The 22,806-nt window shown below is 60.2% G+C and carries 23 protein-coding genes; 1 reads left to right on the forward strand and 22 read right to left on the reverse strand.

The window, feature by feature from the left end; all coding sequences use genetic code 11:
* Positions 1–33 precede the first annotated feature (33 nt).
* From CKW21_RS20300 to flhA, 7 genes are all read right to left on the reverse strand, one after another.
* The gene (locus CKW21_RS20300; RefSeq protein ID WP_095195705.1) at positions 34–2,301 is read right to left on the reverse strand and encodes a chemotaxis protein CheA; all 2,268 of its coding nucleotides are present in this window, start codon (positions 2,299–2,301) and stop codon (positions 34–36) included.
* A gap of 71 nt (positions 2,302–2,372) precedes the next feature.
* A complete protein-coding gene (locus CKW21_RS20305; RefSeq protein WP_095195706.1) occupies positions 2,373–3,161 on the reverse strand; it encodes a protein phosphatase CheZ in 789 nt (262 codons plus the stop codon).
* 19 nt (positions 3,162–3,180) lie between these two features.
* Entirely contained in the window at positions 3,181–3,552 is a 372-nt protein-coding gene (locus CKW21_RS20310; RefSeq protein WP_008006721.1) for a chemotaxis response regulator CheY, read from the reverse strand.
* A 166-nt stretch (positions 3,553–3,718) separates the two neighbouring features.
* The gene (gene fliA, locus CKW21_RS20315; protein WP_007894214.1) at positions 3,719–4,459 is read right to left on the reverse strand and encodes an RNA polymerase sigma factor FliA; all 741 of its coding nucleotides are present in this window, start codon (positions 4,457–4,459) and stop codon (positions 3,719–3,721) included.
* Positions 4,456–5,286, reverse strand: a complete 831-nt coding sequence (fleN, locus tag CKW21_RS20320) for a flagellar synthesis regulator FleN (RefSeq protein WP_008001746.1) — start codon at positions 5,284–5,286, stop codon at positions 4,456–4,458. The genes fliA and fleN overlap by 4 nt, the downstream gene beginning before the upstream one ends.
* 116 nt (positions 5,287–5,402) lie before the next feature.
* Positions 5,403–6,728 (reverse strand): flagellar biosynthesis protein FlhF, encoded by a 1,326-nt coding sequence (flhF, locus tag CKW21_RS20325; RefSeq protein WP_095195707.1) that lies wholly within the window; start codon positions 6,726–6,728, stop codon positions 5,403–5,405.
* Positions 6,729–6,739: 11 nt separating this feature from the next.
* Positions 6,740–8,869: a flagellar biosynthesis protein FlhA gene (gene flhA, locus CKW21_RS20330; RefSeq protein WP_095195708.1), complete on the reverse strand. Its 2,130-nt coding sequence runs from the start codon at positions 8,867–8,869 to the stop codon at positions 6,740–6,742.
* Between the two features lie 537 nt (positions 8,870–9,406).
* Here flhA and CKW21_RS20335 point away from each other — a divergent pair.
* Entirely contained in the window at positions 9,407–10,378 is a 972-nt protein-coding gene (locus CKW21_RS20335) for an RHS repeat-associated core domain-containing protein (RefSeq protein WP_095195709.1), read from the forward strand.
* 128 nt (positions 10,379–10,506) lie between these two features.
* On the opposite strand, the gene flhB is transcribed toward CKW21_RS20335, so the two are convergent.
* The 15 genes from flhB to fliH all read right to left on the reverse strand — a co-directional run bounded on the left by flhB (position 10,507) and on the right by fliH (position 22,803).
* Complete coding sequence (gene flhB, locus CKW21_RS20340; protein ID WP_095195710.1) at positions 10,507–11,646, reverse strand: flagellar biosynthesis protein FlhB; 1,140 nt, start codon at positions 11,644–11,646, stop codon at positions 10,507–10,509.
* A 3-nt stretch (positions 11,647–11,649) separates the two neighbouring features.
* Positions 11,650–12,435: a flagellar biosynthetic protein FliR gene (gene fliR / locus CKW21_RS20345; protein WP_095195711.1), complete on the reverse strand. Its 786-nt coding sequence runs from the start codon at positions 12,433–12,435 to the stop codon at positions 11,650–11,652.
* Positions 12,436–12,438: 3 nt separating this feature from the next.
* On the reverse strand, positions 12,439–12,708 hold the full coding sequence (gene fliQ, locus CKW21_RS20350; RefSeq protein ID WP_095195712.1) for a flagellar biosynthesis protein FliQ: 270 nt from the start codon (positions 12,706–12,708) through the stop codon (positions 12,439–12,441).
* Positions 12,705–13,463, reverse strand: coding sequence for a flagellar type III secretion system pore protein FliP (gene fliP / locus CKW21_RS20355; RefSeq protein WP_095195713.1), 759 nt, complete (start codon positions 13,461–13,463; stop codon positions 12,705–12,707). Before fliP ends, fliQ begins: the two co-directional genes overlap by 4 nt.
* On the reverse strand, positions 13,463–13,912 hold the full coding sequence (gene fliO, locus CKW21_RS20360) for a flagellar biosynthetic protein FliO (RefSeq protein WP_095195714.1): 450 nt from the start codon (positions 13,910–13,912) through the stop codon (positions 13,463–13,465). Before fliO ends, fliP begins: the two co-directional genes overlap by 1 nt.
* Positions 13,913–14,371: a flagellar motor switch protein FliN gene (fliN, locus tag CKW21_RS20365; protein ID WP_095195715.1), complete on the reverse strand. Its 459-nt coding sequence runs from the start codon at positions 14,369–14,371 to the stop codon at positions 13,913–13,915. It abuts the gene before it with no gap.
* A 66-nt stretch (positions 14,372–14,437) separates the two neighbouring features.
* Positions 14,438–15,406, reverse strand: coding sequence for a flagellar motor switch protein FliM (gene fliM / locus CKW21_RS20370; RefSeq protein WP_056853014.1), 969 nt, complete (start codon positions 15,404–15,406; stop codon positions 14,438–14,440).
* A gap of 9 nt (positions 15,407–15,415) precedes the next feature.
* Positions 15,416–15,916: a flagellar basal body-associated protein FliL gene (gene fliL, locus CKW21_RS20375; protein WP_095195716.1), complete on the reverse strand. Its 501-nt coding sequence runs from the start codon at positions 15,914–15,916 to the stop codon at positions 15,416–15,418.
* Positions 15,917–16,150: 234 nt separating this feature from the next.
* The gene (locus tag CKW21_RS20380) at positions 16,151–17,512 is read right to left on the reverse strand and encodes a flagellar hook-length control protein FliK (RefSeq protein ID WP_095195717.1); all 1,362 of its coding nucleotides are present in this window, start codon (positions 17,510–17,512) and stop codon (positions 16,151–16,153) included.
* 83 nt (positions 17,513–17,595) lie between these two features.
* Entirely contained in the window at positions 17,596–17,964 is a 369-nt protein-coding gene (locus tag CKW21_RS20385) for an Hpt domain-containing protein (protein ID WP_095195718.1), read from the reverse strand.
* Between the two features lie 30 nt (positions 17,965–17,994).
* Complete coding sequence (locus CKW21_RS20390) at positions 17,995–19,701, reverse strand: fused response regulator/phosphatase (RefSeq protein ID WP_095195814.1); 1,707 nt, start codon at positions 19,699–19,701, stop codon at positions 17,995–17,997.
* 5 nt (positions 19,702–19,706) lie between these two features.
* Complete coding sequence (locus tag CKW21_RS20395; RefSeq protein WP_095195719.1) at positions 19,707–20,006, reverse strand: STAS domain-containing protein; 300 nt, start codon at positions 20,004–20,006, stop codon at positions 19,707–19,709.
* Positions 20,007–20,213: 207 nt separating this feature from the next.
* Positions 20,214–20,663: a flagellar export protein FliJ gene (fliJ, locus tag CKW21_RS20400; RefSeq protein WP_095195720.1), complete on the reverse strand. Its 450-nt coding sequence runs from the start codon at positions 20,661–20,663 to the stop codon at positions 20,214–20,216.
* A gap of 6 nt (positions 20,664–20,669) precedes the next feature.
* Positions 20,670–22,028, reverse strand: a complete 1,359-nt coding sequence (fliI, locus tag CKW21_RS20405) for a flagellar protein export ATPase FliI (protein ID WP_095195721.1) — start codon at positions 22,026–22,028, stop codon at positions 20,670–20,672.
* On the reverse strand, positions 22,018–22,803 hold the full coding sequence (gene fliH, locus CKW21_RS20410; protein WP_095195722.1) for a flagellar assembly protein FliH: 786 nt from the start codon (positions 22,801–22,803) through the stop codon (positions 22,018–22,020). The genes fliI and fliH overlap by 11 nt, the downstream gene beginning before the upstream one ends.
* Between the last annotated feature and the right edge of the window lie 3 nt (positions 22,804–22,806).

Here is a 22,806-nt window from a genome sequence, read left to right on the forward strand (position 1 = left end):
CCGCGGGACCTCAGACGCCCCGCTTCGCCAGAATCAAATACGCCGCGTGGCGTAACGCTTGAGCATGCTCGGAACATCGAGAATCAGCGCAATGCGACCGTCACCGGTAATGGTGGCGCCCGACATGCCCGGGGTTCCCTGGAGCATTTTGCCCAATGGCTTGATGACCACTTCTTCCTGACCCACCAGTTGATCGACGACGAAGCCGATCCGCTGGGTGCCCACCGAAAGGATCACCACATGGCCTTCGCGCTGCTCTTCGTGAGCGGCGGAGCTGACCAGCCAGCGCTTGAGGTAGAACAACGGCAGCGCCTTGTCCCGCACGATCACCACTTCCTGGCCATCCACCACGTTGGTGGTCGACAGGTCGAGGTGGAAGATCTCGTTGACGTTCACCAGCGGGAACGCGAACGCCTGGTTGCCGAGCATGACCATCAGCGTCGGCATGATCGCCAGGGTCAACGGCACCTTGATGACGATCTTCGAACCCTGGCCCTTGGCCGAGTAGATGTTGATCGAGCCGTTGAGCTGGGAAATCTTGGTTTTCACCACGTCCATGCCCACGCCACGACCCGACACGTCGGAAATCTCAGTCTTGGTCGAGAAGCCCGGGGCGAAAATCAGGTTGTAGCACTCGGTGTCGCTCAGCCGATCGGCCGCATCCTTGTCCATCACACCGCGTTTCACCGCGATGGAACGCAGGACGTTCGGGTCCATGCCTTTACCGTCATCGGAGATCGATAGCAGGATGTGGTCACCCTCCTGCTCCGCGGCCAGGATGACCTTGCCGCCACGGGCCTTGCCCGACGCTTCGCGTTCTTCCGGCGACTCGATGCCGTGGTCGACTGCGTTGCGCACCAAGTGGACCAGCGGGTCGGCCAGGGCCTCGACGAGGTTCTTGTCGAGGTCGGTTTCTTCGCCGACCAGCTCCAGGTTGATCTCTTTCTTGAGCTGGCGAGCCAGGTCGCGAACCAGGCGTGGGAAGCGCCCGAAGACTTTCTTGATCGGTTGCATCCGGGTCTTCATGACCGCGGTCTGCAGGTCGGCCGTGACCACGTCGAGGTTCGACACGGCCTTGGACATGGCTTCATCGGCGCTGTTGGCGCCGAGGCGGACCAGGCGGTTACGCACCAGCACGAGTTCGCCGACCATGTTCATGATTTCGTCGAGACGCGCGGTATCGACCCGCACGGTCGTCTCGGCTTCGCTGGCCGGTTTTTCCGCTGGCGCCGATGCCGGGGCACGGGCCGGAGCCGGAGCGGCAGCAGCCGCTGGAGTTTCGGCTTTCGGCTCTGGTGCCTTGGCCACGGGTTTCGGTGCCGCAGCCTTGGCGACAGGTGCCGCCACCGGAGCACTGGTGCCCGAAGCGGTTCCAGAGGCAGTGCCAACTTCGGTGAACTTGCCTTTGCCGTGCAATTCGTCGAGCAGCGATTCGAATTCGTGATCGGTGATCAGGTCGCTACCGGCCGCAGCGGCGACAGGTGCTGCCGGGGTTGGCACCGAAGCGATGGCCGATTCCAGCGCATCCACCGCAAAGTTGCCCTTGCCGTGCAACTGGTCGAGCAGTGCTTCGAATTCGTCATCCGTAATATCGGAGCTGTCGCCAGCGGCTTTCGGAGCTTCCGGCGCGGCAGGCGCGGCAGGCGCCACCACCGCATCAACGGCAAACTGGCCTTTACCGTGCAACTGGTCGAGCAACGACTCGAACTCGGCATCGGTGATTTCGTCACTGGCAGCGCCGTCGCCGGCCGGTGCCGGAGCAGCCGCCGGCGCCTCGGCCTGTGCCTTCACGGCGTTCAGCGAGTCCAGCAGTTGTTCGAATTCATTGTCGGTAATATCGCCCGATTCGCTTTCAGCGACAGGCTCTTCAACCACGTCGGCAACGGGTGCCGGTGCGGCCTCGTCAGCCGTTTGCGGCTCGGCCAGACGGGCCAGGGCCGCGAGCAATTCAGGCGTGGCAGCCGTGATCGGGCTGCGCTCGCGGACTTCGCTGAACATGCTGTTCACCGCGTCCAGTGCTTCGAGAACCACGTCCATCAATTCCGAGTCGACGCGACGTTCGCCCTTGCGCAGGATGTCGAACACGTTTTCGGCGATGTGACAGCACTCCACCAGCTCGTTGAGCTGGAGGAAGCCGGCGCCCCCTTTTACAGTGTGAAAACCGCGAAAAATTGCATTGAGCAAGTCCGCATCATCCGGCCGGCTTTCCAGCTCGACCAGTTGCTCGGACAGTTGCTCTAGAATCTCGCCGGCCTCAACCAGGAAATCCTGAAGGATCTCTTCATCGGCGCCGAAGCTCATTAATGGTGTGCTCCTAACAGGTCTAAAAACCCAAAAAACCTAAAATTCCAAAACTCTAGAAAACTAAAATTCTAAAATCCCAGGCTGGATAGCAAATCGTCCACATCGTCCTGACCGGACACAACGTCTTCTCTTTTATCGGCATGAATCTGCGGACCTTCACCCTGAGAGAGATGTTTTTGTGGATCTTTTTCGGCAAGCATCGCTTCACGGTCATGTTCGATGCCCGCAAAGCGGTCCACCTGACTGGCCATGAGCACGAGCTTGAGCAGGTTGCTTTCAACTTCGGTGACCAGTTGGGTCACGCGCTTGATCACTTGACCGGTGAGGTCCTGGTAGTCCTGGGCAAGCAGGATGTCGTTGAGGTTGCTCGACACCGCGCGGCCGTCTTCGGCGCTGCGCGCCAGGAAACCGTCGACCCGCCGGGCCAGTTCGCGGAACTCTTCAGCCCCGACTTCGCGACGCATGAACCGTCCCCAGTCCGTGCTCAAGGCCTGGGCTTCATCGCTCAGGCGGTTGACCACCGGCGTGGCGCTTTCCACCAGGTCCATGGTGCGGTTGGCCGCGGCCTCGGTCAGCTTGACCACATAGGACAGGCGCTCGGTCGCATCCGTGATCTGTGACACTTCCTCGGCTTGCGGCATGTGCGGGTCAATCTGGAAATTGACGATCGCGCTATGCAGCTCGCGGGTGAGCTTGCCCACTTCCTGATACAGGCCGCGGTCACGGGTCTGGTTGAGCTCATGGATCAATTGCACAGCATCGCCGAACTTGCCCTTTTCAAGGCTCGCGACCAGTTCGACGGCGTGTTTTTTCAGGGTCGATTCAAAATCACCCTGCGAAGATTCGTTATGCCCCATAGCTCCCCCGTGGCGCAGTTCAACCGATGCGTTCGAAAATCTTCTCGATTTTTTCTTTCAACGCCTGGGCCGTGAAGGGTTTGACCACATAGCCGTTTACACCGGCCTGGGCCGCTTCGATGATCTGTTCGCGCTTGGCTTCAGCGGTCACCATCAGCACCGGCAGGTGCTTGAGCTTTTCATCGGCACGCACGTGGCGCAGCAGATCGATACCGGTCATGCCAGGCATGTTCCAGTCCGTTACCAGAAAGTCGATGCTCCCGCTGTTGAGTACCGGAATGGCGGTAATGCCATCGTCGGCCTCGACCGTGTTGGTGAACCCAAGGTCACGCAACAGGTTTTTTATGATCCGCCGCATCGTTGAGAAGTCATCAACGATGAGGATTTTCATGTTCTTGTCCAATTCGACCTCCAAGCAGACTAAAACGCGCCCAGCACCTGGACGCGCCATTTCAATCAATCTGGCAAAACACTTGATGACTGTCTGGAGTACAGCGGATCGAGACCGGCGCGGTTCATCACCCCACCAGCCACGTCGCAGTGCCCCCACACTGCCTTCAGCGCGCTCGCCACTCTCCCAAACGCCCCCGCAAACGGGCCGCGCACTGGCTGTGTAACTGGCTGACCCGAGATTCGCTGACCCCCAGGACCTCACCGATTTCCTTGAGATTCAGCTCTTCGTCGTAGTACAGCGCCAACACCAGTCGCTCACGCTCCGGCAAATTGGCAATCGCGTCCGCCAGCGCCGCCTGGAAGCGTTCATCTTCCAGATCGCGTGACGGTTCGAGATGAGCACTCGCGCCATCCTCGTGCAGCCCTTCGTGTTCGCCGTCCTGCAACAGATCGTCGAAGCTGAACAAGCGGCTGCCCAGGGTGTCGTTCAAAATCCCGTAGTAATCGTCGAGACTCAATTGGAGTTCGGCCGCAACTTCGTGATCTTTAGCGTCACGGCCTGTTTTAGCTTCAATCGAGCGAATGGCGTCGCTGACCATCCGGGTATTGCGGTGGACCGAACGTGGCGCCCAATCCCCCTTGCGTACTTCATCGAGCATGGCGCCGCGGATGCGGATGCCCGCGTACGTCTCGAAACTCGCGCCTTTGCTGGCGTCGTATTTGGTCGACACTTCAAGCAGGCCGATCATCCCGGCCTGGATCAGGTCTTCGACCTGGACGCTGGCCGGCAGACGCGCCAGCAGGTGGTAGGCAATGCGTTTGACCAGTGGCGCGTAACGCTCGATCAGCTCGTACTGCGCGTCCCGCGCCGACTTCTTGTAGAGGTTGTAACCGCTGGCTGTCATAGCACAGGTCCTGCCGTTTGTTGCACGAGGCGCTCGACGAAAAACTCCAGGTGCCCGCGCGGGTTGGCGGGCAGCGGCCAGGTATCGACCTTCTGTGCGATGGCCTTGAACGCCAGCGAGCACTTGGAACGCGGGAACGCTTCGTAGACCGCACGCTGCTTCTGCACGGCCTTGCGCACGCTTTCGTCGTACGGCACGGCGCCAACGTATTGCAGGGCGACGTCGAGGAAGCGGTCGGTCACCTTGGTCAACTTGGCGAACAGGTTGCGGCCTTCCTGCGGGCTCTGCGCCATGTTGGCCAGGACGCGGAAGCGATTCATGCCGTAATCGCGGTTAAGCAATTTGATCAATGCGTAGGCGTCGGTGATCGAGGTCGGCTCGTCGCAGACCACCAGCAACACTTCCTGCGCGGCGCGCACAAAACTGACTACCGAGTCACCGATACCCGCAGCGGTGTCGATCACCAGTACGTCGAGATTGTCGCCGATGTCGCTGAACGCCTGGATCAGGCCGGCGTGTTGCGCCGGGCTCAAATGCACCATGCTCTGGGTGCCGGACGCGGCCGGAACGATGCGGATGCCGCCTGGCCCCTGCAACAGGACGTCGCGCAGCTCGCAGCGGCCTTCAATCACGTCGGCCAGGGTACGTTTGGGTGTCAGGCCCAGCAGAACGTCGACGTTCGCCAGCCCCAGATCGGCGTCCAGCAGCATGACGCGCCGGCCAAGCTCAGCCAAAGCCAGGGACAAGTTCACTGACACGTTAGTTTTCCCGACGCCACCTTTGCCGCCGGTCACCGCGATCACCTGTACGGGATGCATGCTGCCCATGTTATTTCTTTACCTTGTCTTGCATAGACGGAGGCCACATTACTGGCTGCGCGTTCGCAACTGGAACAATGCATGGCAGACCATCGATGTAGGTACAAAAACGATTCATTGTCACCTCAGCCTACCTGCTTGGTCGGGCTGTGGTAGATATCAGCGAACATGTCAGCCATGGCTTCTTCGCTGGGCTCTTCCTGCATTTGCACGCTAACGGCGCGACTGACCAGTTGATGACGACGCGGCAGATGCAAATCATCCGGAATCCGCGGGCCATCGGTCAGGTACGCCACCGGCAACTCATGGCTGATGGCAAGGCTCAACACCTCGCCCAGACTCGCCGTTTCATCCAGTTTAGTCAGGATGCAGCCAGCGAGCCCGCAGCGCTTGTAACTGTGATAAGCGGCGGTTAGAACCTGTTTCTGGCTGGTGGTTGCCAGGACCAGGTAATTTTTTGACTTGATGCCACGCCCGGCCAGGCTTTCAAGCTGCATGCGCAGCGCCGGATCGCTGGCTTGCAGGCCGGCGGTATCGATCAGCACGACGCGTTTGCGCAACAGTGGATCCAGCGCCTGCACCAGCGATTGCCCCGGATCGACGTGAGTTACCGACACGTTGAGAATCCGGCCCAGGGTCTTGAGTTGCTCCTGGGCACCAATACGATAGCTGTCCATGCTCACCAGCGCGATGTTTTGCGCGCCGTATTTGAGCACGTAACGGGCAGCCAGCTTGGCCAGGGTGGTGGTCTTGCCCATGCCGGCAGGGCCGACCATGGCAATCACACCGCCCTCTTCCAGCGGTTCGACTTCCGGCGTGGCAATCATCCGTGCCAAGTGCGCCAGCAACATGCGCCAGGCCTGGCGAGGTTCTTCGATATCGGTGATCAGCGCCAGCAAGTCCCGCGACAACGGGCCGGACAGGCCGATGCGCTGCAAGCGGCGCCAGAGGTTAGCCTGGTCCGGGCGGCTGCCTTGCAGCTGATTCCACGCCAAAGAGCCAAGTTGTACTTCAAGCAATTCGCGCAGACCGTTGAGTTCGAAGCGCATCGAGTCGAATACCCGCTGATCGACCGCAGGCGCAGCAGCAGGTGCCGGCGCCGGGCGACGGGGCTCGGCGTAAGTGGGTTCGATCAGTGGCTCGGCGGCCGTGAGCGGCAGGCCGGCGAACAACTGGCGATTGGTGGCGTTATCGCTCTCGCCCTCGCTGCGCAGGCTCAATTCGGCCTGGGCGGTGACGATCCGCGATTGCGTCTTGCGCAGCTCGTCTTCAAGTTCCATGTTCGGAACACGCGGTGCCAGCGCCGACAGCTTGTAATCCAGGGCAGCCGTCAGCTCGACACCACCGGCGATGCGGCGGTTGCCAATGATGGCGGCATCGGCGCCCAGCTCATCACGAACCAGTTTCATGGCCTGACGCATATCGGCGGCGAAAAAACGCTTAACTTGCATAACCCACTACCTCAGCCGTTGGGCCCTACTGTCGCAACGATGGTCACTTGCTTGTTGTCAGGAATTTCCTGGTAAGCCAGAACGTGCAAACCCGGCACTGCCAGTCGGCCAAACCGCGAGAGCATCGCGCGAACCGGGCCGGCTACCAGCAGAATCACCGGTTGACCTTGCATCTCCTGGCGTTGCGCCGCATCGATCAACGAACGTTGCAGCTTCTCAGCCATGCTTGGCTCCAACAGAACGCCCTCTTCCGAGCCTTGTCCTGCCTTCTGCAGACTATTGAGCAATATTTGTTCCAACCTTGGCTCCAGCGTGATAACTGGCAGCTCGGAGTCAGTGCCTACAATGCTTTGGACGATAGCGCGGGAAACGCCGACGCGCACCGCGGCCACCAATGCGGCAGTATCTTGACTCTTGGACGCGTTGTTGGCGATGGCTTCGGCAATGCTGCGAATATCGCGCACCGGCACCTGCTCGGCCAGCAGCGCCTGCAGGACCTTGAGCAATTGCGACAGCGACAGCACGCCCGGTACCAGTTCTTCGGCCAGTTTCGGCGAGTTTTTCGCCAGCAATTGCATGAGCTGCTGCACTTCCTCGTGACCGATCAGCTCGCTGGAGTGCTTGTACAGAATCTGGTTCAAGTGGGTTGCCACCACGGTACTGGCATCGACCACGGTGTAGCCCAGCGATTGCGCCTGGGCACGCTGGCTGATTTCGATCCACACCGCCTCCAGCCCGAAAGCCGGATCTTTGGCGGTGATGCCGTTGAGCGAGCCGTAGACCTGCCCCGGGTTGATCGCCAGTTCGCGGTCCGGGTAGATCTCCGCTTCCGCCAGGATCACCCCCATCAGGGTCAGGCGATAGGCACTCGGTGCCAGATCGAGGTTGTCGCGGATGTGCACGGTCGGCATCAGGAAACCCAGGTCCTGGGACAGCTTCTTGCGCACGCCCTTGATCCGCGCCAGCAATTGACCACCCTGATTGCGGTCCACCAGCGGAATCAGGCGATAGCCCACTTCCAGGCCGATCATGTCGATCGGCGTCACGTCATCCCAGCCCAACTCCTTGGTTTCCTGGGCGCGGGCCGGCGACGGCAGCAGCTCCTGTTGACGCTTGACCTCTTGCAGAGCCTGGACCTTGACGATGTTCTGCTTGCGCCAGAACAGGTACGCGCCACCCGCCGCCAGGGCGGCCATGCTCAGGAAGGAAAAATGCGGCATGCCGGGCACCAGGCCCATCACCGCCATCAGGCCAGCCGACACGGCCAGGGCCTTGGGCGAGGCGAACATCTGGCGATTGATCTGCTTGCCCATGTCTTCCGAACCGGAAGCACGGGTCACCATGATCGCCGCCGCGGTGGACAACAGCAGTGATGGCAATTGCGCCACCAAACCGTCACCGATGGTCAACAGTGCGTAAACCTTGCCGGCATCGGCGAACGTCATGTTGTGCTGGAAGATACCGACCGCCATGCCGCCGATCAGGTTGATGAACAGAATCAGCAAACCGGCGATGGCGTCACCGCGCACGAACTTGCTGGCACCGTCCATGGAGCCGTAGAACTCGGCCTCCTGGGCCACTTCCGAACGACGGGCCTTGGCCTGGGCCTGGTCGATCAGGCCGGCGTTGAGGTCAGCGTCGATCGCCATTTGCTTGCCGGGCATCGCATCGAGGGTGAAACGCGCGCTCACCTCGGAAATCCGCCCGGCACCCTTGGTGACCACGACGAAGTTGATGATCATCAGAATCGCGAACACCACGATACCGACCACATAGTTACCGCCGATCACCACCTCGCCGAAGGCCTGGATCACCTTACCGGCGGCGGCGTGACCATCCTGGCCGTGGAGCATCACCACCCGCGTGGAGGCCACGTTCAACGCCAGCCGCAACAGCGTCGCCACCAGCAGAATGGTCGGGAACACTGCGAAGTCCAGCGGCCGCAAGGCGTAGACGCAGACCAGCAGCACGACAATCGACAAGGCAATGTTGAAGGTGAAAAACACGTCGAGCAGGAACGGCGGCATCGGCAACATCATCATCGCCAACATGACCAGCAGCAACAACGGCACGCCCAGATTGCCTCGACTGAGGTCTGCCATGTGCGTGCGTGTACTGCTGAGTAACTGAGAGCGATCCACCGGTAATCCCCGTGCCTTTAAAGCAAACTTTTGACGCCTGAAGCGGGCGCAGCGGGGCTACTGCAAGAAGCTTTCCAACTTTTGCGGGGGGTTGAAATAGAGGGGTTTGTCAGAGGAAATTTGTATTGCCTGCTCTGGCCTCTTCGCGAGCAGGCTCGCTCCCACAATATGTTCGAAGCCGACCGTGAATCCAGCGTTCGACACAGACCCCCTGTGGGAGCGAGCCTGCTCGCGAAGAGGCCGGAACTACCTACCCGCAATCCAGGCACTCGAATCAAATCCCCGCGTGGCGAGGGAGCTTGCTCCCGTTGGGGCGCGCAGCGGACCCAAAACCTGTGACCGCGATCATTCAGACGGACCGCATCTAACGGGTTTACGGCTGCTGCGCAGCCGAGCGGGAGCAAGCTCCCTCGCCACAGGTATTGGGTGCTTCAGGAGATTGAGCCGCGACCGAACCTATCAGTTCTGCTAGTACCCTCCCCATGCAATCCCACCGATACTGAGCGCCAGCACTTCGGACCTTCGGAGCACTCACGCATGCCATCGCTGCCCGTCACCCTGCTCTGCCAATATCACTACGATGCCCTGGACCGCCTGATCGCAAATGCGTCGGCAAACGCGCCAGAGCTGCAGTGTTTCTACTGCGAAAGCCAACTGACGACCGTGATAACCGCCGCAGCGCACTCCTCCATTGTCCAACACCTCAACCAGTTGTTGGCGCAACAACGGGACGACGGTAATACCCGCGACACCACGCTATTGGCAACCGATCGACAACGCTCGGTGTTGCAGACGCTCAAGGCCAATCATCCACGACACTCGATCGCCTATTCACCTTACGGCCACCGATCTGGTGCCAGCGGATTGCTCAGCCTGCTCGGTTTCAATGGCGAGCGAGCGGATCCGGTGACCGGATACTATTTTTTGGGCAATGGGCATCGGGTATTTAATCCGGGTTTGATGCGTTTTATCAGCCCGGACCGCTTGAGTCCATTTGGGAGAGGGGGGATAAATCCATATGCTTATTGCTTGGGAGATCCGGTAAACAGGAGTGATCCAAACGGGAAATATTCAAAACTTCTTATCGAGGCAACTCGAATCAGTGGAAAAGTAACGCGTAACGGCAAACTTTACAGATACTCCAACTTATCTCCCGAGGAAGCCCTGAAAACCAACGATAAAATAATAAAATTAGATAAAAAAATCCTGAAAAAAGACCCCATGCAAGCCAAATTCCGTAAAGATTTCCCTAAAAGCTCCACCAATACCATTTTAAGTTCTAAGGAAGCCTCGTCTCCATCAACTACGAACAATTTCCCGGACGATCAGACAAATTTATTCAACTACATCAATAGTGGAGACGCTTCACGCCCAATACTTAATGAAAGCGCTCTCATATCCGCAGCCAGTCAAACTGACACGCATGTTGTCCTCACTACCCCACGAATCAACAAGAACCTTGCTAAAGAATACTTAGGTCAAATGAATCGTATAGCGACCCTAAAGTAGAAAAACTGAAAACCGAACAAATGCTGCTTGACATTAACTTTCGCAAATCCAGAGAAACTTGAAAAAGTAACTTCTAAAACCCAACCAGTTCTAGGCGCTATGCAGCTATCCCTGAAGTTACGGTGACATCAAGAATCGCGCCGCAAATCCGGCGGAATCGGCAAATCATCCTTCAACGGGTCCGGACGCTTGCCCTTGCCCGCCTTGTACTGGCGAATCTGATAGACGTACGCCAGCACCTGAGCAACGGCGAGATACAAGCCCCCCGGAATCTCCTGTTCCAACTCCGTGGAGTAGTAAATCGACCGCGCCAGCGCCGGCGATTCCAGCAGCAGAATTTCGTTGGCCGCCGCAATTTCTCGAATTTTCAACGCGAGGAAGTCACTGCCCTTGGCGATCAGCATCGGCGCGCCGCTCTTGTCCGCGTCGTACTTCAAAGCCACGGCGTAGTGGGTCGGGTTGGTGATGACCACGTCGGCGTCGGGGATGGCCGCCATCATTCGTCGCTGGGACATTTCCCGTTGCAGTTGGCGAATCCGTTGCTTGACCTCTGGCCGGCCCTCCTGGTCCTTGTGCTCGTCGCGCACTTCCTGCTTGGTCATTTTCAGTTTCTTGATGCTTTCCCAGAGCTGGATCGGCACGTCGACGGCGGCGATGATGATCAGCCCGCACGCCATCCACAGGGTACTCCAGCCGACCACTTGCAAACTGTGGGTGATGGCGCGGTCCAGCGGTTCATGGGCGATGCGCAACAGGTCGTCGATGTCCGCCGACAACACCACCAGCGCCACGAACAGGACGATGAAAAACTTTGCCAGAGCCTTGAGCAGCTCGGCCACCGCCTTGGCGGAGAACATGCGCTTGAGGCCTGCGCCGGGGTTCATGCGGCTGAATTTGGGGGCCATGGTGCCGGCAGAGAACAGCCAGCCACCGAGGGAAATCGGGCCGATCAGCGCGGCCAGCAACAAAGTGATCATCACCGGCTGAACCGCCAGCAAGGCAATCTGCCCGGAGTGCAGCAGGTAAGTACCCATCGCCCGTTGATCCAGCACCACGTCCCGCGACAGGGAAAAATTCAGGCGCATCAGGTCCATCATGTCCTGGGCCAGCGCGCCACCGAAAATCAGCAGCGCGCCCGCGCCGGCGAGCATGATCGCCAGGGTGTTGAGTTCCTTGGAACGGGCAATCTCACCCTTCTCACGGGCGTCCTTTTTCTTTTTCTCCGTGGGGTCTTCTGTTTTGTCCTGACCGCTCTCGCTCTCAGACATGACTCAGCGCGCCTTTGCCAGTTCGCGTAAAAACTGCAAGGCCTCGGTGGCCAGCGGTTGATACTGATTGAGAATGTCCGCCAGCCCGACCCAGACGATAAACAGCCCGAGCACCAGCGTCAGCGGGAAGCCGATGGAGAAAATGTTCAGTTGCGGCGCCGCCCGGGTCATCACGCCAAAGGCGATGTTGACCACCAGCAGCGCGGTGATCGCCGGCAGCACCAACAGCAGTGCCGCGCCAAGCACCCAGCCGAGCTTGCCGGCCAGTTCCCAGAAATGATTGACCATCAAGCCGCTGCCCACCGGCAGCGTGGTGAAACTTTCGGTGAGCACTTCGAACACCACCAGATGACCGTTCATGGCCAGGAACATCAGCGTCACCAGCATGGTGAAGAACTGCCCGATCACGGCCACCGACACGCCGTTGGTGGGGTCGACCATCGAGGCGAAGCCCATGCCCATCTGGATGGCGACGATCTGCCCTGCCACCACGAACGCCTGAAAGAACAATTGCAGGGAGAAACCGAGGATCGCGCCGACGAGGATCTGCTCGCCAATCAGCATCCACCCGCTCAGGGCCAATGCATTGACCGGGGGCATGGGCGGCAGGCTCGGGGCGATGACCAGGGTAATGGCCAGGGCGAAATACAGGCGGATCCGCTTGGGTACCAGGGAGGTGCCGAACACCGGCATGACCATCAGCAAGGCGCCGATGCGAAACAGCGGCAACATGAACGCCGCCACCCAGGTACTGATCTGGGTGTCCGTCAGTTGCAGTAGCGACGACATGGCTTAGCCGATGACCTGCGGAATATTGCCGTACAGCTGCAGGATGTATTCCATGAAGGTCTGCACCAGCCACGGACCGGCCACGATCAGCGTCACCAGCATCACCAACAGACGCGGGAGGAAGCTCAGGGTCTGTTCGTTGATCTGGGTCGCGGCCTGGAACATCGCCACGATCAGGCCGACCAGCAGACTCGGAATGACCAGCACCGCGACCATCAGGGTGGTCAGCCACAAGGCTTCGCGGAAGATGTCGACGGCGACTTCTGGCGTCATGGCGAGACACCGCCAAAACTGCTCGCCAGGGTACCGATGATCAGCGCCCAGCCATCGACCAGCACGAACAGCATGATTTTGAACGGCAGGGAAATGATCAGCGGCGACAGCATCATCATACCCATGGCCATCAGCACACTGGCCACGACCAGGTCGATGATCAGGAACGGGATGAAGATCATGAAGCCGATCTGGAACGCGGTTTTCAGCTCCGAGGTCACGAACGCCGGCACCAGAATGGTCAACGGCGCCTGATCCGGCGAAGCAATATCGGTGCGCTTGGACAGGCGCATGAACAGCTCCAGATCACTGGTGCGGGTCTGGGCGAGCATGAAGTCCTTGATCGGCACCTGGGCCTTGGCCACCGCATCCTGGGCGGTCATTTTTTCCGCGAGATACGGTTGCAAGGCGTCCTGGTTAACCCGATCGAACACCGGCGCCATGATGAACAGGGTCAGGAACAACGCCATGCCCGTGAGGATCTGGTTCGACGGTGTCTGTTGCAGGCCCAGGGCCTGGCGCAGGATCGAGAAGACGATGATGATCCGGGTGAAACTGGTCATCAGCATGACGAACGCCGGAATGAAACTCAGCGCGGTCATGATCAGCAGGATTTGCAGGCTGACCGAGTATTCCTGGGCACCCTCGGCATTGGTGCCCAGGGTGATGGCCGGGATCGACAACGGATCGGCGGCGAACGCCAGCGGCGCGGCCAGCAGCAGGGCCAGCGTCAAGACGATGCGTAACGCACCCATTACTTCTTATCCTTCTGATCCTTGCCGAGTATCTTCAACAGATGCTGGGCAAACTCCGGAGTCGCTTTGTCGGCGGTGGTCGGCACTTCAATGGGCTCTTTGAGCACATGCAGCGCAGTGATCGTGCCAGGGCTCAGGCCGAGCAGGATCTGCTCGTTGCCGACTTGCACCAGCATCAGCCGGTCACGCGGACCGAGGGCACGGGAACCGATCAGCTCGATCACCTGCCCCTTGCCCGCGGGACCTGCCTGCTGGACCCGGCGCAACAGCCAGGCGAGGAAGAAGATCAACCCCAGCACCAGCAACAAACCCAGCACAAGCTGCGTCAATTGCCCGGCCACTCCGCTGCTGGCCACCGGCGCAGCGGCGGCCGTAGCGGTTGTTGCGACAGGCTCGACCGCCAACACACTGAACGGCAACGCCCACAGGCTCCAAAGAAGCTTTTTCACTCAGCGCAGCTTCTTGATGCGTTCGCTTGGGCTAATCACGTCAGTCAGGCGGATGCCGAACTTTTCGTTGACCACCACCACTTCGCCATGGGCGATCAGCGTGCCGTTGACCAGCACGTCCAGTGGCTCACCGGCCAGGCGATCGAGCTCGATCACCGAACCCTGGTTGAGTTGCAACAGGTTGCGAATGTTGATGTCGGTGCTGCCCACTTCCATGGAGATCGACACCGGGATATCGAGGATCACGTCCAGATTCGGGCCTTCGAGGGTGACCGGATCGTTGTTTCTCGGCACGCTGCCGAACTCTTCCATCGCCAGGCGATTGGAAGACGAACCGGAAGCATCGGCTGCCAGCAGTGCATCGATGTCGGCCTGTCCGCCGTCGCCGGATTCTTCCAGGGCCGCAGCCCACTCGTCAGCCAGCGCCTGGTCGTCCTGGTTATTCATATCGTCAGCCATCAAATTGTCCTCGGCGAGCAACTGCTCAGTCAGAAGCAGTCATTTCAAATAGGGTTGGAGCGCCGGTCAGCGGCGCTCAATCGGCTCGATCACCTGCAACGCAAGGTTGCCTTTGTGCGAGCCCATCTTGACCTTGAAGGCCGGTACGCCGTTGGCGCGCATGATCATGTCTTCCGGCATTTCCACCGGGATGATGTCCCCCGGCTGCATGTGCAGGATGTCACGCAGCTTCAACTGGCGACGGGCCACCGTGGCACCGATCGGCACGTCGACATCCAGCACGTCCTGACGCAGGGCATTGACCCAGCGTTCGTCCTGATCGTCGAGGTCCGACTGGAAGCCGGCGTCGAGCATTTCGCGCACCGGCTCGATCATCGAATACGGCATGGTCACGTGCAGGTCACCGCCACCGCCATCGAGTTCGATGTGGAAGGTCGACACCACAATGGCTTCGCTCGGGCCGACGATGTTGGCCATGGCCGGGTTCACTTCCGAGTTGATGTACTCGAAGTTCACTTCCATGATCGCCTGCCAGGCTTCCTTCAAGTCAATGAAGGCCTGCTCCAGCACCATGCGCACCACGCGCAGTTCGGTCGGGGTGAATTCACGCCCTTCGATCTTGGCGTGACGGCCGTCGCCGCCGAAGAAGTTGTCCACCAGCTTGAACACCAGCTTGGCGTCGAGGATGAACAGCGCGGTGCCGCGCAGCGGTTTGATCTTGACCAGGTTGAGACTGGTCGGCACGTACAGCGAGTGCACGTATTCGCCGAACTTCATCACCTGCACGCCACCGACCGCCACGTCTGCCGAACGGCGCAGCATGTTGAACATGCTGATGCGCGTGTAGCGGGCGAAACGTTCGTTGATCATCTCCAGGGTCGGCATGCGTCCACGGACGATGCGATCCTGGCTGGTCAGGTCGTAGCTTTTGACGGTGCCGGGTTCGGCAGCGTTATCGGTCTGTACCAGACCATCGTCCACGCCATGCAACAGCGCGTCGATTTCATCCTGGGACAGCAGGTCCTGCACGGCCATGTCGTGTTCCTACTGCAGTACGAAATTAGTGAAAAGCAACTGTTCGACGACCACTTTGCCGAGCTCTTTCTGCGCCACTTCCTGGACGCTGGCCGTGGCTTTCTGACGCAGCATTTCCTGGCCGACCGGCGACGCGAGCGTGGCGAAGTCCTGCCCGGAGAACAGCATGACCAGGTTATTGCGGATCACCGGCATGTGAATCTTGAGCGCATCCAGGTCCCCCTGATTGCGCGCAAGCATGGTGATGCTCACCTGCATGTAGCGCTGACGGCCGTTCTGGTTGTAGTTGGCAACAAACGCAGGCGCCATGGACTCGAAAATCGCCGGTTGCTTACCCACCGGAGCGATTTCAGCCGCGGCGGCAGGCTTGCTCTGGGCGCTGTGCATGAAGTACCAGGTCGCCCCCACGGACAAACCGATCGCCAGCAGCAAGGCCAGCACGATCACGATAATCAGCTTGATTTTGCCTTTGGTTGCGGGGTCTTTTACTGCTGCGTCGCTCTTCGCCATGCCAATAATCCGTCACTATTCGGGTTTTCACAGTCGCACGGATAGGCAAGAGCAAGTGTTATGCCAGAAGTGTTGGGAGGGAGATGGGTGGACCGCAAGCGATCCGAAGAACACCACAAGCCCCTTGTGGGAGCGAGCCTGCTCGCGAAAGCAATCTGTCAGTTACCTAAAAGGTGTCTGATCTGGCGCCTTCGCGAGCAGGCTCGCTCCCACAGGGTTGGGTGTTTGGTTTGATCAGGCGTAGTAGTCAACGGCGCTGGAGCCGATCACGCTGGTCACCGGCGCGGCCACTTCGGCAACGCTTGGGGTCAGCTCGTCATTCATTGAATCAAGGCGGCCACCGCTGGCACTGGCTCGCCCGCCCTGACTCTGCTGAGCCTGCTCCTGCCCCTGCTGCGACCCCCGGGACTGGTCGGAGACGTTGACGTCGACCTGGCCCATGCCCTGTTGCGCGAACATGTCCCGCAGGCGATGAACCTGGCCGTCCAGCGCCTCGCGAACGCTTGGGTGTGCGCTCATGAACGTCACCTGGGTCTGCTGGTCCGGCACCATGTTCACACGAATGTCGAGGCGCCCCAGTTCAGCCGGTTGCAACTGGATGTCAGCCGCCTTGAGGTTGGCGCTGGACAGGTACATGACCCGATTCACCACTTCCTCGGTCCAGCCGCTCTGATGCATGGCAATCGGCTGGTTCACCGGCAAGGCATTGGCGGTTTTCGGCGTGGCCGCTTGCGTCAATGCCGCCAGGCGGTTGGCGAAATCGTCGACCCGGGTATCGCTGCTGGCCGATGTGAGATCCTTGAGCCCCGCATCGATCAGGCCGCTGAACGCCTTGTCGCCACCCTGGCTGGTGCTGTCCTTGCCGGCCTGCACATCGAGCATGTTGGCCATGCCGGCGGCAAAGTTCTGCGCCGAGGTCTGCTCACCATCGGCCTGGGCCTGGGCAGGTGTCGCTGCGGCTTTGGGTTGTGCCTGGCTGGATGCGGAAACGTGGCCGCTCTGCTCCATGGCCATGCGCACGGCGGGCAGCGCGTCGAGCGGATCGGCTTCGGGGTCGAAATCGGTTTCGGTGGTGGCGGCGGCCGCTGACACTGGCAAGGTGACAGCCGCGGCCACCGGGGCCTGAACCTGCAGCTGTGCGGCATCGACCACGGGCGGTGTTGCCGGAACCGGCACAGCGACCGTTGGTTGCACGACTTGCAGTAAAGCAGGGTCGAGCGTCGGGTCGACAGGCGCTGCATCGGCAACCGGCGTCTGCGTAGTGTCCGCCGATTCATCGCTCGTCTTATCGTCAACCTGCGCCGGTTTATCGGCGGGCAAGGTTTTGCCGCTATCGGCAACGACCGGTTCCGGGGCGGCAGATTTGTCGTCAGCGACATCCTTCTTGCCGGTGCTGTCCGCCGCTTTGTCACGGGCCGGCTTGGCCGAACCATCAGCCGCTGCAACAGGTTTGCTCTGCGCCTGCTTGGCGTACACCTGAGCGAAGCTGGAAGCCTTGTCCCCGGGCTCAGCGGACAGCGCCGTGGAATTGGCGGAGGCGGCTTGAGTCTTGGCCTGCGCGGCGGCCTGAAGAAGCAAATTGGGGGTAACGGGCATTTAACGGTCTCCGCTGCACTGGGATCGTAGGTACAGTTGGGAGAGTTGGCTGCAAAGGTCGAGCCAGTTTTGTCCGATCGTAATTAATACGGCCGAACGGTCGCGATGGCAGAGAGCGAACGCTGTCGCTCGTCTTCATAAAGTGGCCGGACCAAGGCGAATTCGCGGGCGATTTCAGCGACCAGCGTTTCAATGGCGGAAAAGTTTCGCTCTTTGGCCTGTTGCTCCAGGTCATGACACAGTTCGGCCAGGCGAATCGCGCCCATGTTGCTGCTGCTGCCCTTGAAGCTATGCGCAGTCTCGAGAATCCGAGTGACATCGCCAGCTACAGTCAATTGCTGCAACCGCTCTTCGCAGTCCGCGAGGAAGGTTTCGACCAACGTCGAAAACTCATCCTCCATGACTTCCCGCAATGCACTGAGCACGTCCGGGTCCAGATGTTTGTCAGTCACTTGCTCACTCCTTGATCAAGAATGCGCGGATTATGCCAGAGCCTCCCAGAAAAACTCCACGCGGGCACTTCGACCATCGTCGGACCAACTGGCGTTATGCCCCAATTGACGGATCAGATTGACGCCACGTCCCGACAAACGGACAGGATCGACCGGACGTTCCATCACTCGCTCGACATCAAATCCCTTGCCGCTGTCCTCGACGCGTATTACCAGACACCCACCCTCGCCCTGCGGCGTAACCTGCAAATGGACTCGCACGTAACCGTCCTGCAGTTCATCCAGGCGCGAATTACGCTGCTGGTAGTAACGGGCAAAACCGGCGACATCGCTCTTGAGGTTTGAATCCAGACCCAGCACCCCATGCTCCAGGGCATTGGAATACAACTCGGCCAGAACACTGTACAGCGCGCCGCTCTGTGTCCGCAGACCGTGCACCTCAAGCAGCAATTGCAGCAGATACGGCAGGGGGTTGAAGCGTTTAAGCGTGGCGGCGCGATATTCGAAACTCACCGACCAGTCCAGCGGACAGGACTGACCGCTGTCGGAATAGACCGGCGCAGGCGGACTCAGTTGCGCCGGGTCCGGCAGGCTGACTTCGACCATGCTGACATCGTCCCGGGCCTCACCGCGAAAATCCCTCAACGCCTGGTTGATGTCCTCGAACAACGCATCGGGCTGTCGATTGGCCGCAAACACCTGCTGCAAGCGCTGCACGCCAAACAACTGCTCATTGGCATCGCAGGTATCGATCACCCCGTCGGACAACAGAAACACCCGATCCCCGATGGCCATCGGAAACACTTCGGTGCGGTCGTCGAAGGTTTGCGGGCTCAGCACGCCAAGCGGCAAGTGCCGGGCCGTCAGCAGCGTGCGCTCCCCCGTGGCAATACTGTGCAGGTAGCCGTCCGGCATGCCGCCGTTCCAGACCTCGACCGAACGCCGCTGAAAACTCAGGCATAGCATCGTTGCGCAACAGAACATGTCCACCGGCAGGATGCGCTTGAGCTTGGCATTCATTTCGCGCAGGGTTTCCGCCAGGCCATAGCCCTTGGCGGTCATGCCGTAAAAGACTTCGGCCAGGGGCATTGCCCCCACTGCGGCCGGCAAGCCATGGCCGGTAAAATCGCCCAGCAACACGTGCATGTCGCCGGCCGGGGTGAACGCAGCCAATAGCAAATCGCCGTTGAACAGTGCGTAGGGCGATTGCAGATAGCGGATGTTCGGCGCTTTCAAACAGCCGGAATGGGCTACTTTGTCGAACACGGCCTTGGCCACCCGCTGCTCGTTGAGCAGGTAGTCGTGATGCCGGGCGATCTGGTCGCGTTGCTGCAGCACCGTCGTCTGCAACCGTCGTAGACGGTCCATCGCCTTGATTTTGGCGGCGAGAATCACCTGGTTGTACGGCTTCGCCAGAAAATCGTCACCTCCGACCTCCAGGCAGCGGGCCAAGGCTTCGCTCTCGGACAGCGAGGTAAGGAAGATGATCGGCACCAGGGTTTCCCCGGCCAGTTCCTTGATCTGTCGGGCGGCTTCGAAACCATCCATCACCGGCATCATTGCGTCCATCAACACCAGTTGCGGCCGTTGTTGGCGAAACGCCTCGACCGCTTCAGCGCCATTGGCAGCCGTGAGTACTTGATGCCCCTGTCGCCGGACGATACTCGACAACAGCATGCGATCAGCCGCGCTGTCTTCAGCGATCAGAATCGTCAGCGATTCGAGTGCAGGCTGCACGGCGATCAACTGATGTCGAACAGTTTGTCGAAATTGGAGATGGCGAGGATTTTCCTCACGTCGGAACTGCTGTTGACCACGCGAATATCGGAATCGTCGCCACCGGCGTGATCACGCAACAGGAGCAGCATGCCCAGTGCGGAGCTGTCGAGATAGGTTGCCTCTTTGAGGTCGATCACAACCTCGGCGAGCGCCTTGTCCTCGTAGGACTCCCGAAACTCCTGATGCTTGGCGAAATCGAATCGTCCCTTGACCGAGATCGTCAGTTTTTGCCCATCCGCAGAGACTTCTGTAACGACTGACATGTCATGGCTTCCTTGTCATTGGTAAACCTGCTTGTACAAGGTTTAGCATTGGGTAGAGGTTGGGGCAAGGCAGCAAATTTGTGAGAGCCTTGAATCCCTCTTCGCGAGCAGGCTCGCTCCCACAGGTAGAACGCATTCCCTTGTAAGAACGCGACCTACTGTGGGAGCGAGCCTGCTCGCGAAGAACGATAACGCGGTCCAATTGATTCAATATTGGTCCTGGCGAGGCAACCGCTGGGACAATTCGTCGAGCAGTTTCTGCTCGCGCTTGTCCTCCAGCGCCCGCGCTTCATCCATGTAACGTTGAACCAGCTTGCGTAATCCCTCGACCCGGGCGAAGGCCTGTTGCCAGGTGTCCCGCGCCTTGTTCAGGTTGTTCTGGTGCCAGGCCAGGCTTTGCCGCTGCTGATCGATGGCCGTGCCCAGTTGCGCAAGAAAACCCTGGTACCCCAACAGCCATTGGCCGGACACGCCGCCGCTACCGCGCACGATCCACTGTTCCTGGTAGTCGAGCCGAAAGGCTTCGAGGTCGGCGAGTTTGCTTTCCGCCAGGCGCACCTGACCCTGAAAGTGCCCCAGGCGCTGGACGGCGGTTTTCTCGGCCTTTTCGGCCATTTCCACCACGGGGGCCAGGCGCCCTGCCCGAGTCTGGGCCATGGTCGGTTAACCGCCCGCCGCGGGCGCGAAGATCGACGCGAGGTACGCTTCGCTTTCGCCCAGGCTGATGCTGTCGTTGAGGCCCTGACGCAAGTATTTGACCAGTTGCGGTTGCAGGGAAATCGCCAGGTCAGTCTCGCGGTCACCGCCGGCGACGTAAGCACCCACGCTGATCAGGTCCCGGCTCTGTTGATAGCGCGACCACAGTTGCTTGAAATACTGCGCTCGGGTCATGTGTTCCGGCGACACCACCGCCGGCATGACCCGGCTGATGGACGCCTCGATGTCGATGGCCGGGTAATGGCCTTCCTCGGCCAGTCGCCGCGACAGCACGATGTGCCCGTCGAGCACACCTCGCGCCGAGTCGGCAATCGGGTCTTGCTGGTCATCGCCTTCGGACAGCACGGTATAGAACGCGGTGATCGAACCGCCGCCCTTCTCGGCATTACCGGCCCGTTCCACCAGTTTCGGCAATTTGGCGAACACCGACGGCGGATAGCCCTTGGTGGCCGGCGGCTCGCCAATGGCCAGGGCGATTTCCCGCTGGGCCTGGGCGAAACGGGTCAGCGAGTCCATCAGCAACAGGACGTTCTTGCCCTTGTCGCGGAAATACTCGGCGATTCGCGTGCAGTACATGGCCGCGCGCAGACGCATCAACGGTGCATCGTCCGCCGGGGACGCCACCACCACCGAGCGCTTGAGGCCTTCTTCACCGAGGATGTGCTCGATGAATTCTTTAACTTCACGACCCCGCTCACCGATCAGCCCGACCACGATAATGTCGGCCTCGGTGAAGCGGGTCATCATGCCCAGCAGCACGGATTTACCGACACCGGTACCGGCAAACAGCCCGAGCCGCTGACCGCGACCGACCGTCAACATACCGTTGATGCAGCGAATGCCCACATCCAGCGGTTCGCTGATCGGTTCACGTTTGAGCGGGTTGATGGTCGGACCGTCCATCGGCACCCAGTCTTCGGCCTTCATCCCGCCCTTGCCGTCCAGCGCACGGCCGGCGCCATCGAGTACACGGCCGAGCATGCTCATGCCCATCGGCAAGCGACCGCTGTCCGACAGCGGAACGACCCGGGCGCCGGGGGCAATACCGGCAACGCTACCGACCGGCATCAAAAAGACCTTACTGCCGGAGAAGCCCATGACTTCGGCTTCGACCTGCACCGGATGATAGCTGTCGTCGTTGATGACCATGCAGCGACTGCCCATGGCCGCACGCAAGCCTTCGGCTTCGAGGGTCAGGCCGACCATGCGCAGCAGGCGGCCTTCGAGGATCGGTGCGCCCGCCAGTTGCGTGGCCTCGGCATAACTGCCCAGGCGCTTGGCGAAACTGGTGCGTTCAAGGCGCATCGGAAATGTCCGGCGCAGGCTTGCCTTCGATCGGCAGTTCAAGGCTCAAGTCCGGCGCGGCCGGGTGCAAGGCCTGTTCGTGCAGCTGATCGAGCAACTTGTCCATGACCTGCTTGACGCGGGTTTCGACCGTGGCGTCGATACGGCTATGTTCGGTCTCGACCCGACAACCGCCCGGCAATAGCGATTCGTCCTCGACGATGCGCCAGCTTTCTTCGTGGCGTTCGCGCAGGGCTTTGACCTGTTCGAAATCCTGCGGATTGATGTACAGCCGCACATTGCCCACGCCCAGTGGCAGCAGCTTGAGGGCTTCGCGCATGACGTGTTCGATTTGTGTCGAGTCGATGGCCAGTTCGCGCTGAATCACCTGTCTGGTGATGTGCTGCACGAGGTCGACCAGGGATTTTTCGATCAGCGTGTCCTGTTCGGCGATGGGCTCGAACAGGTGCGTCATCAGTTGCTCCAGCCCCGCGATCTTGGGTGCCAGCGCCGCTTCCGCTTCCTGGCGAACCTTGAGCGTGGTGCTGTGGAAACCTTCTCGCTCACCCACCGCGAAGCCTTCGTTGTAGGCTTCCTGACGAATGCTTTCGAGTTCTTCAAGGGTCAGCGGCTGGACTTCCTCCAGCGGCACTTCTTCCATTTCCGGCGGCTCGGGTTCCGGCTCCGGCTCAGGCTCGGGTTCCGGCGGGTCGAAGCTGGGCAGCGCCCAGGTATCGAAACCACTGACATCCCTGGCCCGGATCAGGTCAGTGGGTGAATCGTCATGCTTGGCCATGGT

The organism is Pseudomonas sp. Irchel 3A7 (assembly GCF_900187565.1).
In the GTDB taxonomy this organism is placed as follows: Bacteria; Pseudomonadota; Gammaproteobacteria; order Pseudomonadales; family Pseudomonadaceae; genus Aquipseudomonas.

Bases quoted from the DNA above. Each gene is read 5' to 3' on its own strand.
- CKW21_RS20305 (WP_095195706.1), bottom strand. From the start codon at position 3,161: ATGGGGCATAACGAATCTTCGCAGGGTGATTTTGAATCGACCCTGAAA.
- fliP (WP_095195713.1), bottom strand. From the start codon at position 13,463: ATGGGTGCGTTACGCATCGTCTTGACGCTGGCCCTGCTGCTGGCCGCG.
- fliJ (WP_095195720.1), bottom strand. From the start codon at position 20,663: ATGGCCCAGACTCGGGCAGGGCGCCTGGCCCCCGTGGTGGAAATGGCC.
- CKW21_RS20300 (WP_095195705.1), bottom strand. From the start codon at position 2,301: ATGAGCTTCGGCGCCGATGAAGAGATCCTTCAGGATTTCCTGGTTGAG.
- fliH (WP_095195722.1), bottom strand. From the start codon at position 22,803: ATGGCCAAGCATGACGATTCACCCACTGACCTGATCCGGGCCAGGGAT.
- CKW21_RS20395 (WP_095195719.1), bottom strand. From the start codon at position 20,006: ATGTCAGTCGTTACAGAAGTCTCTGCGGATGGGCAAAAACTGACGATC.
- CKW21_RS20380 (WP_095195717.1), bottom strand. From the start codon at position 17,512: ATGCCCGTTACCCCCAATTTGCTTCTTCAGGCCGCCGCGCAGGCCAAG.
- fliL (WP_095195716.1), bottom strand. From the start codon at position 15,916: ATGGCGAAGAGCGACGCAGCAGTAAAAGACCCCGCAACCAAAGGCAAA.
- CKW21_RS20310 (WP_008006721.1), bottom strand. From the start codon at position 3,552: ATGAAAATCCTCATCGTTGATGACTTCTCAACGATGCGGCGGATCATA.
- flhB (WP_095195710.1), bottom strand. From the start codon at position 11,646: ATGTCTGAGAGCGAGAGCGGTCAGGACAAAACAGAAGACCCCACGGAG.
- fliA (WP_007894214.1), bottom strand. From the start codon at position 4,459: ATGACAGCCAGCGGTTACAACCTCTACAAGAAGTCGGCGCGGGACGCG.
- fliQ (WP_095195712.1), bottom strand. From the start codon at position 12,708: ATGACGCCAGAAGTCGCCGTCGACATCTTCCGCGAAGCCTTGTGGCTG.
- fliN (WP_095195715.1), bottom strand. From the start codon at position 14,371: ATGGCTGACGATATGAATAACCAGGACGACCAGGCGCTGGCTGACGAG.
- flhF (WP_095195707.1), bottom strand. From the start codon at position 6,728: ATGCAAGTTAAGCGTTTTTTCGCCGCCGATATGCGTCAGGCCATGAAA.
- CKW21_RS20335 (WP_095195709.1), top strand. From the start codon at position 9,407: ATGCCATCGCTGCCCGTCACCCTGCTCTGCCAATATCACTACGATGCC.
- fliM (WP_056853014.1), bottom strand. From the start codon at position 15,406: ATGGCCGTGCAGGACCTGCTGTCCCAGGATGAAATCGACGCGCTGTTG.
- fliI (WP_095195721.1), bottom strand. From the start codon at position 22,028: ATGCGCCTTGAACGCACCAGTTTCGCCAAGCGCCTGGGCAGTTATGCC.
- fliR (WP_095195711.1), bottom strand. From the start codon at position 12,435: ATGTCGTCGCTACTGCAACTGACGGACACCCAGATCAGTACCTGGGTG.
- fleN (WP_008001746.1), bottom strand. From the start codon at position 5,286: ATGGGCAGCATGCATCCCGTACAGGTGATCGCGGTGACCGGCGGCAAA.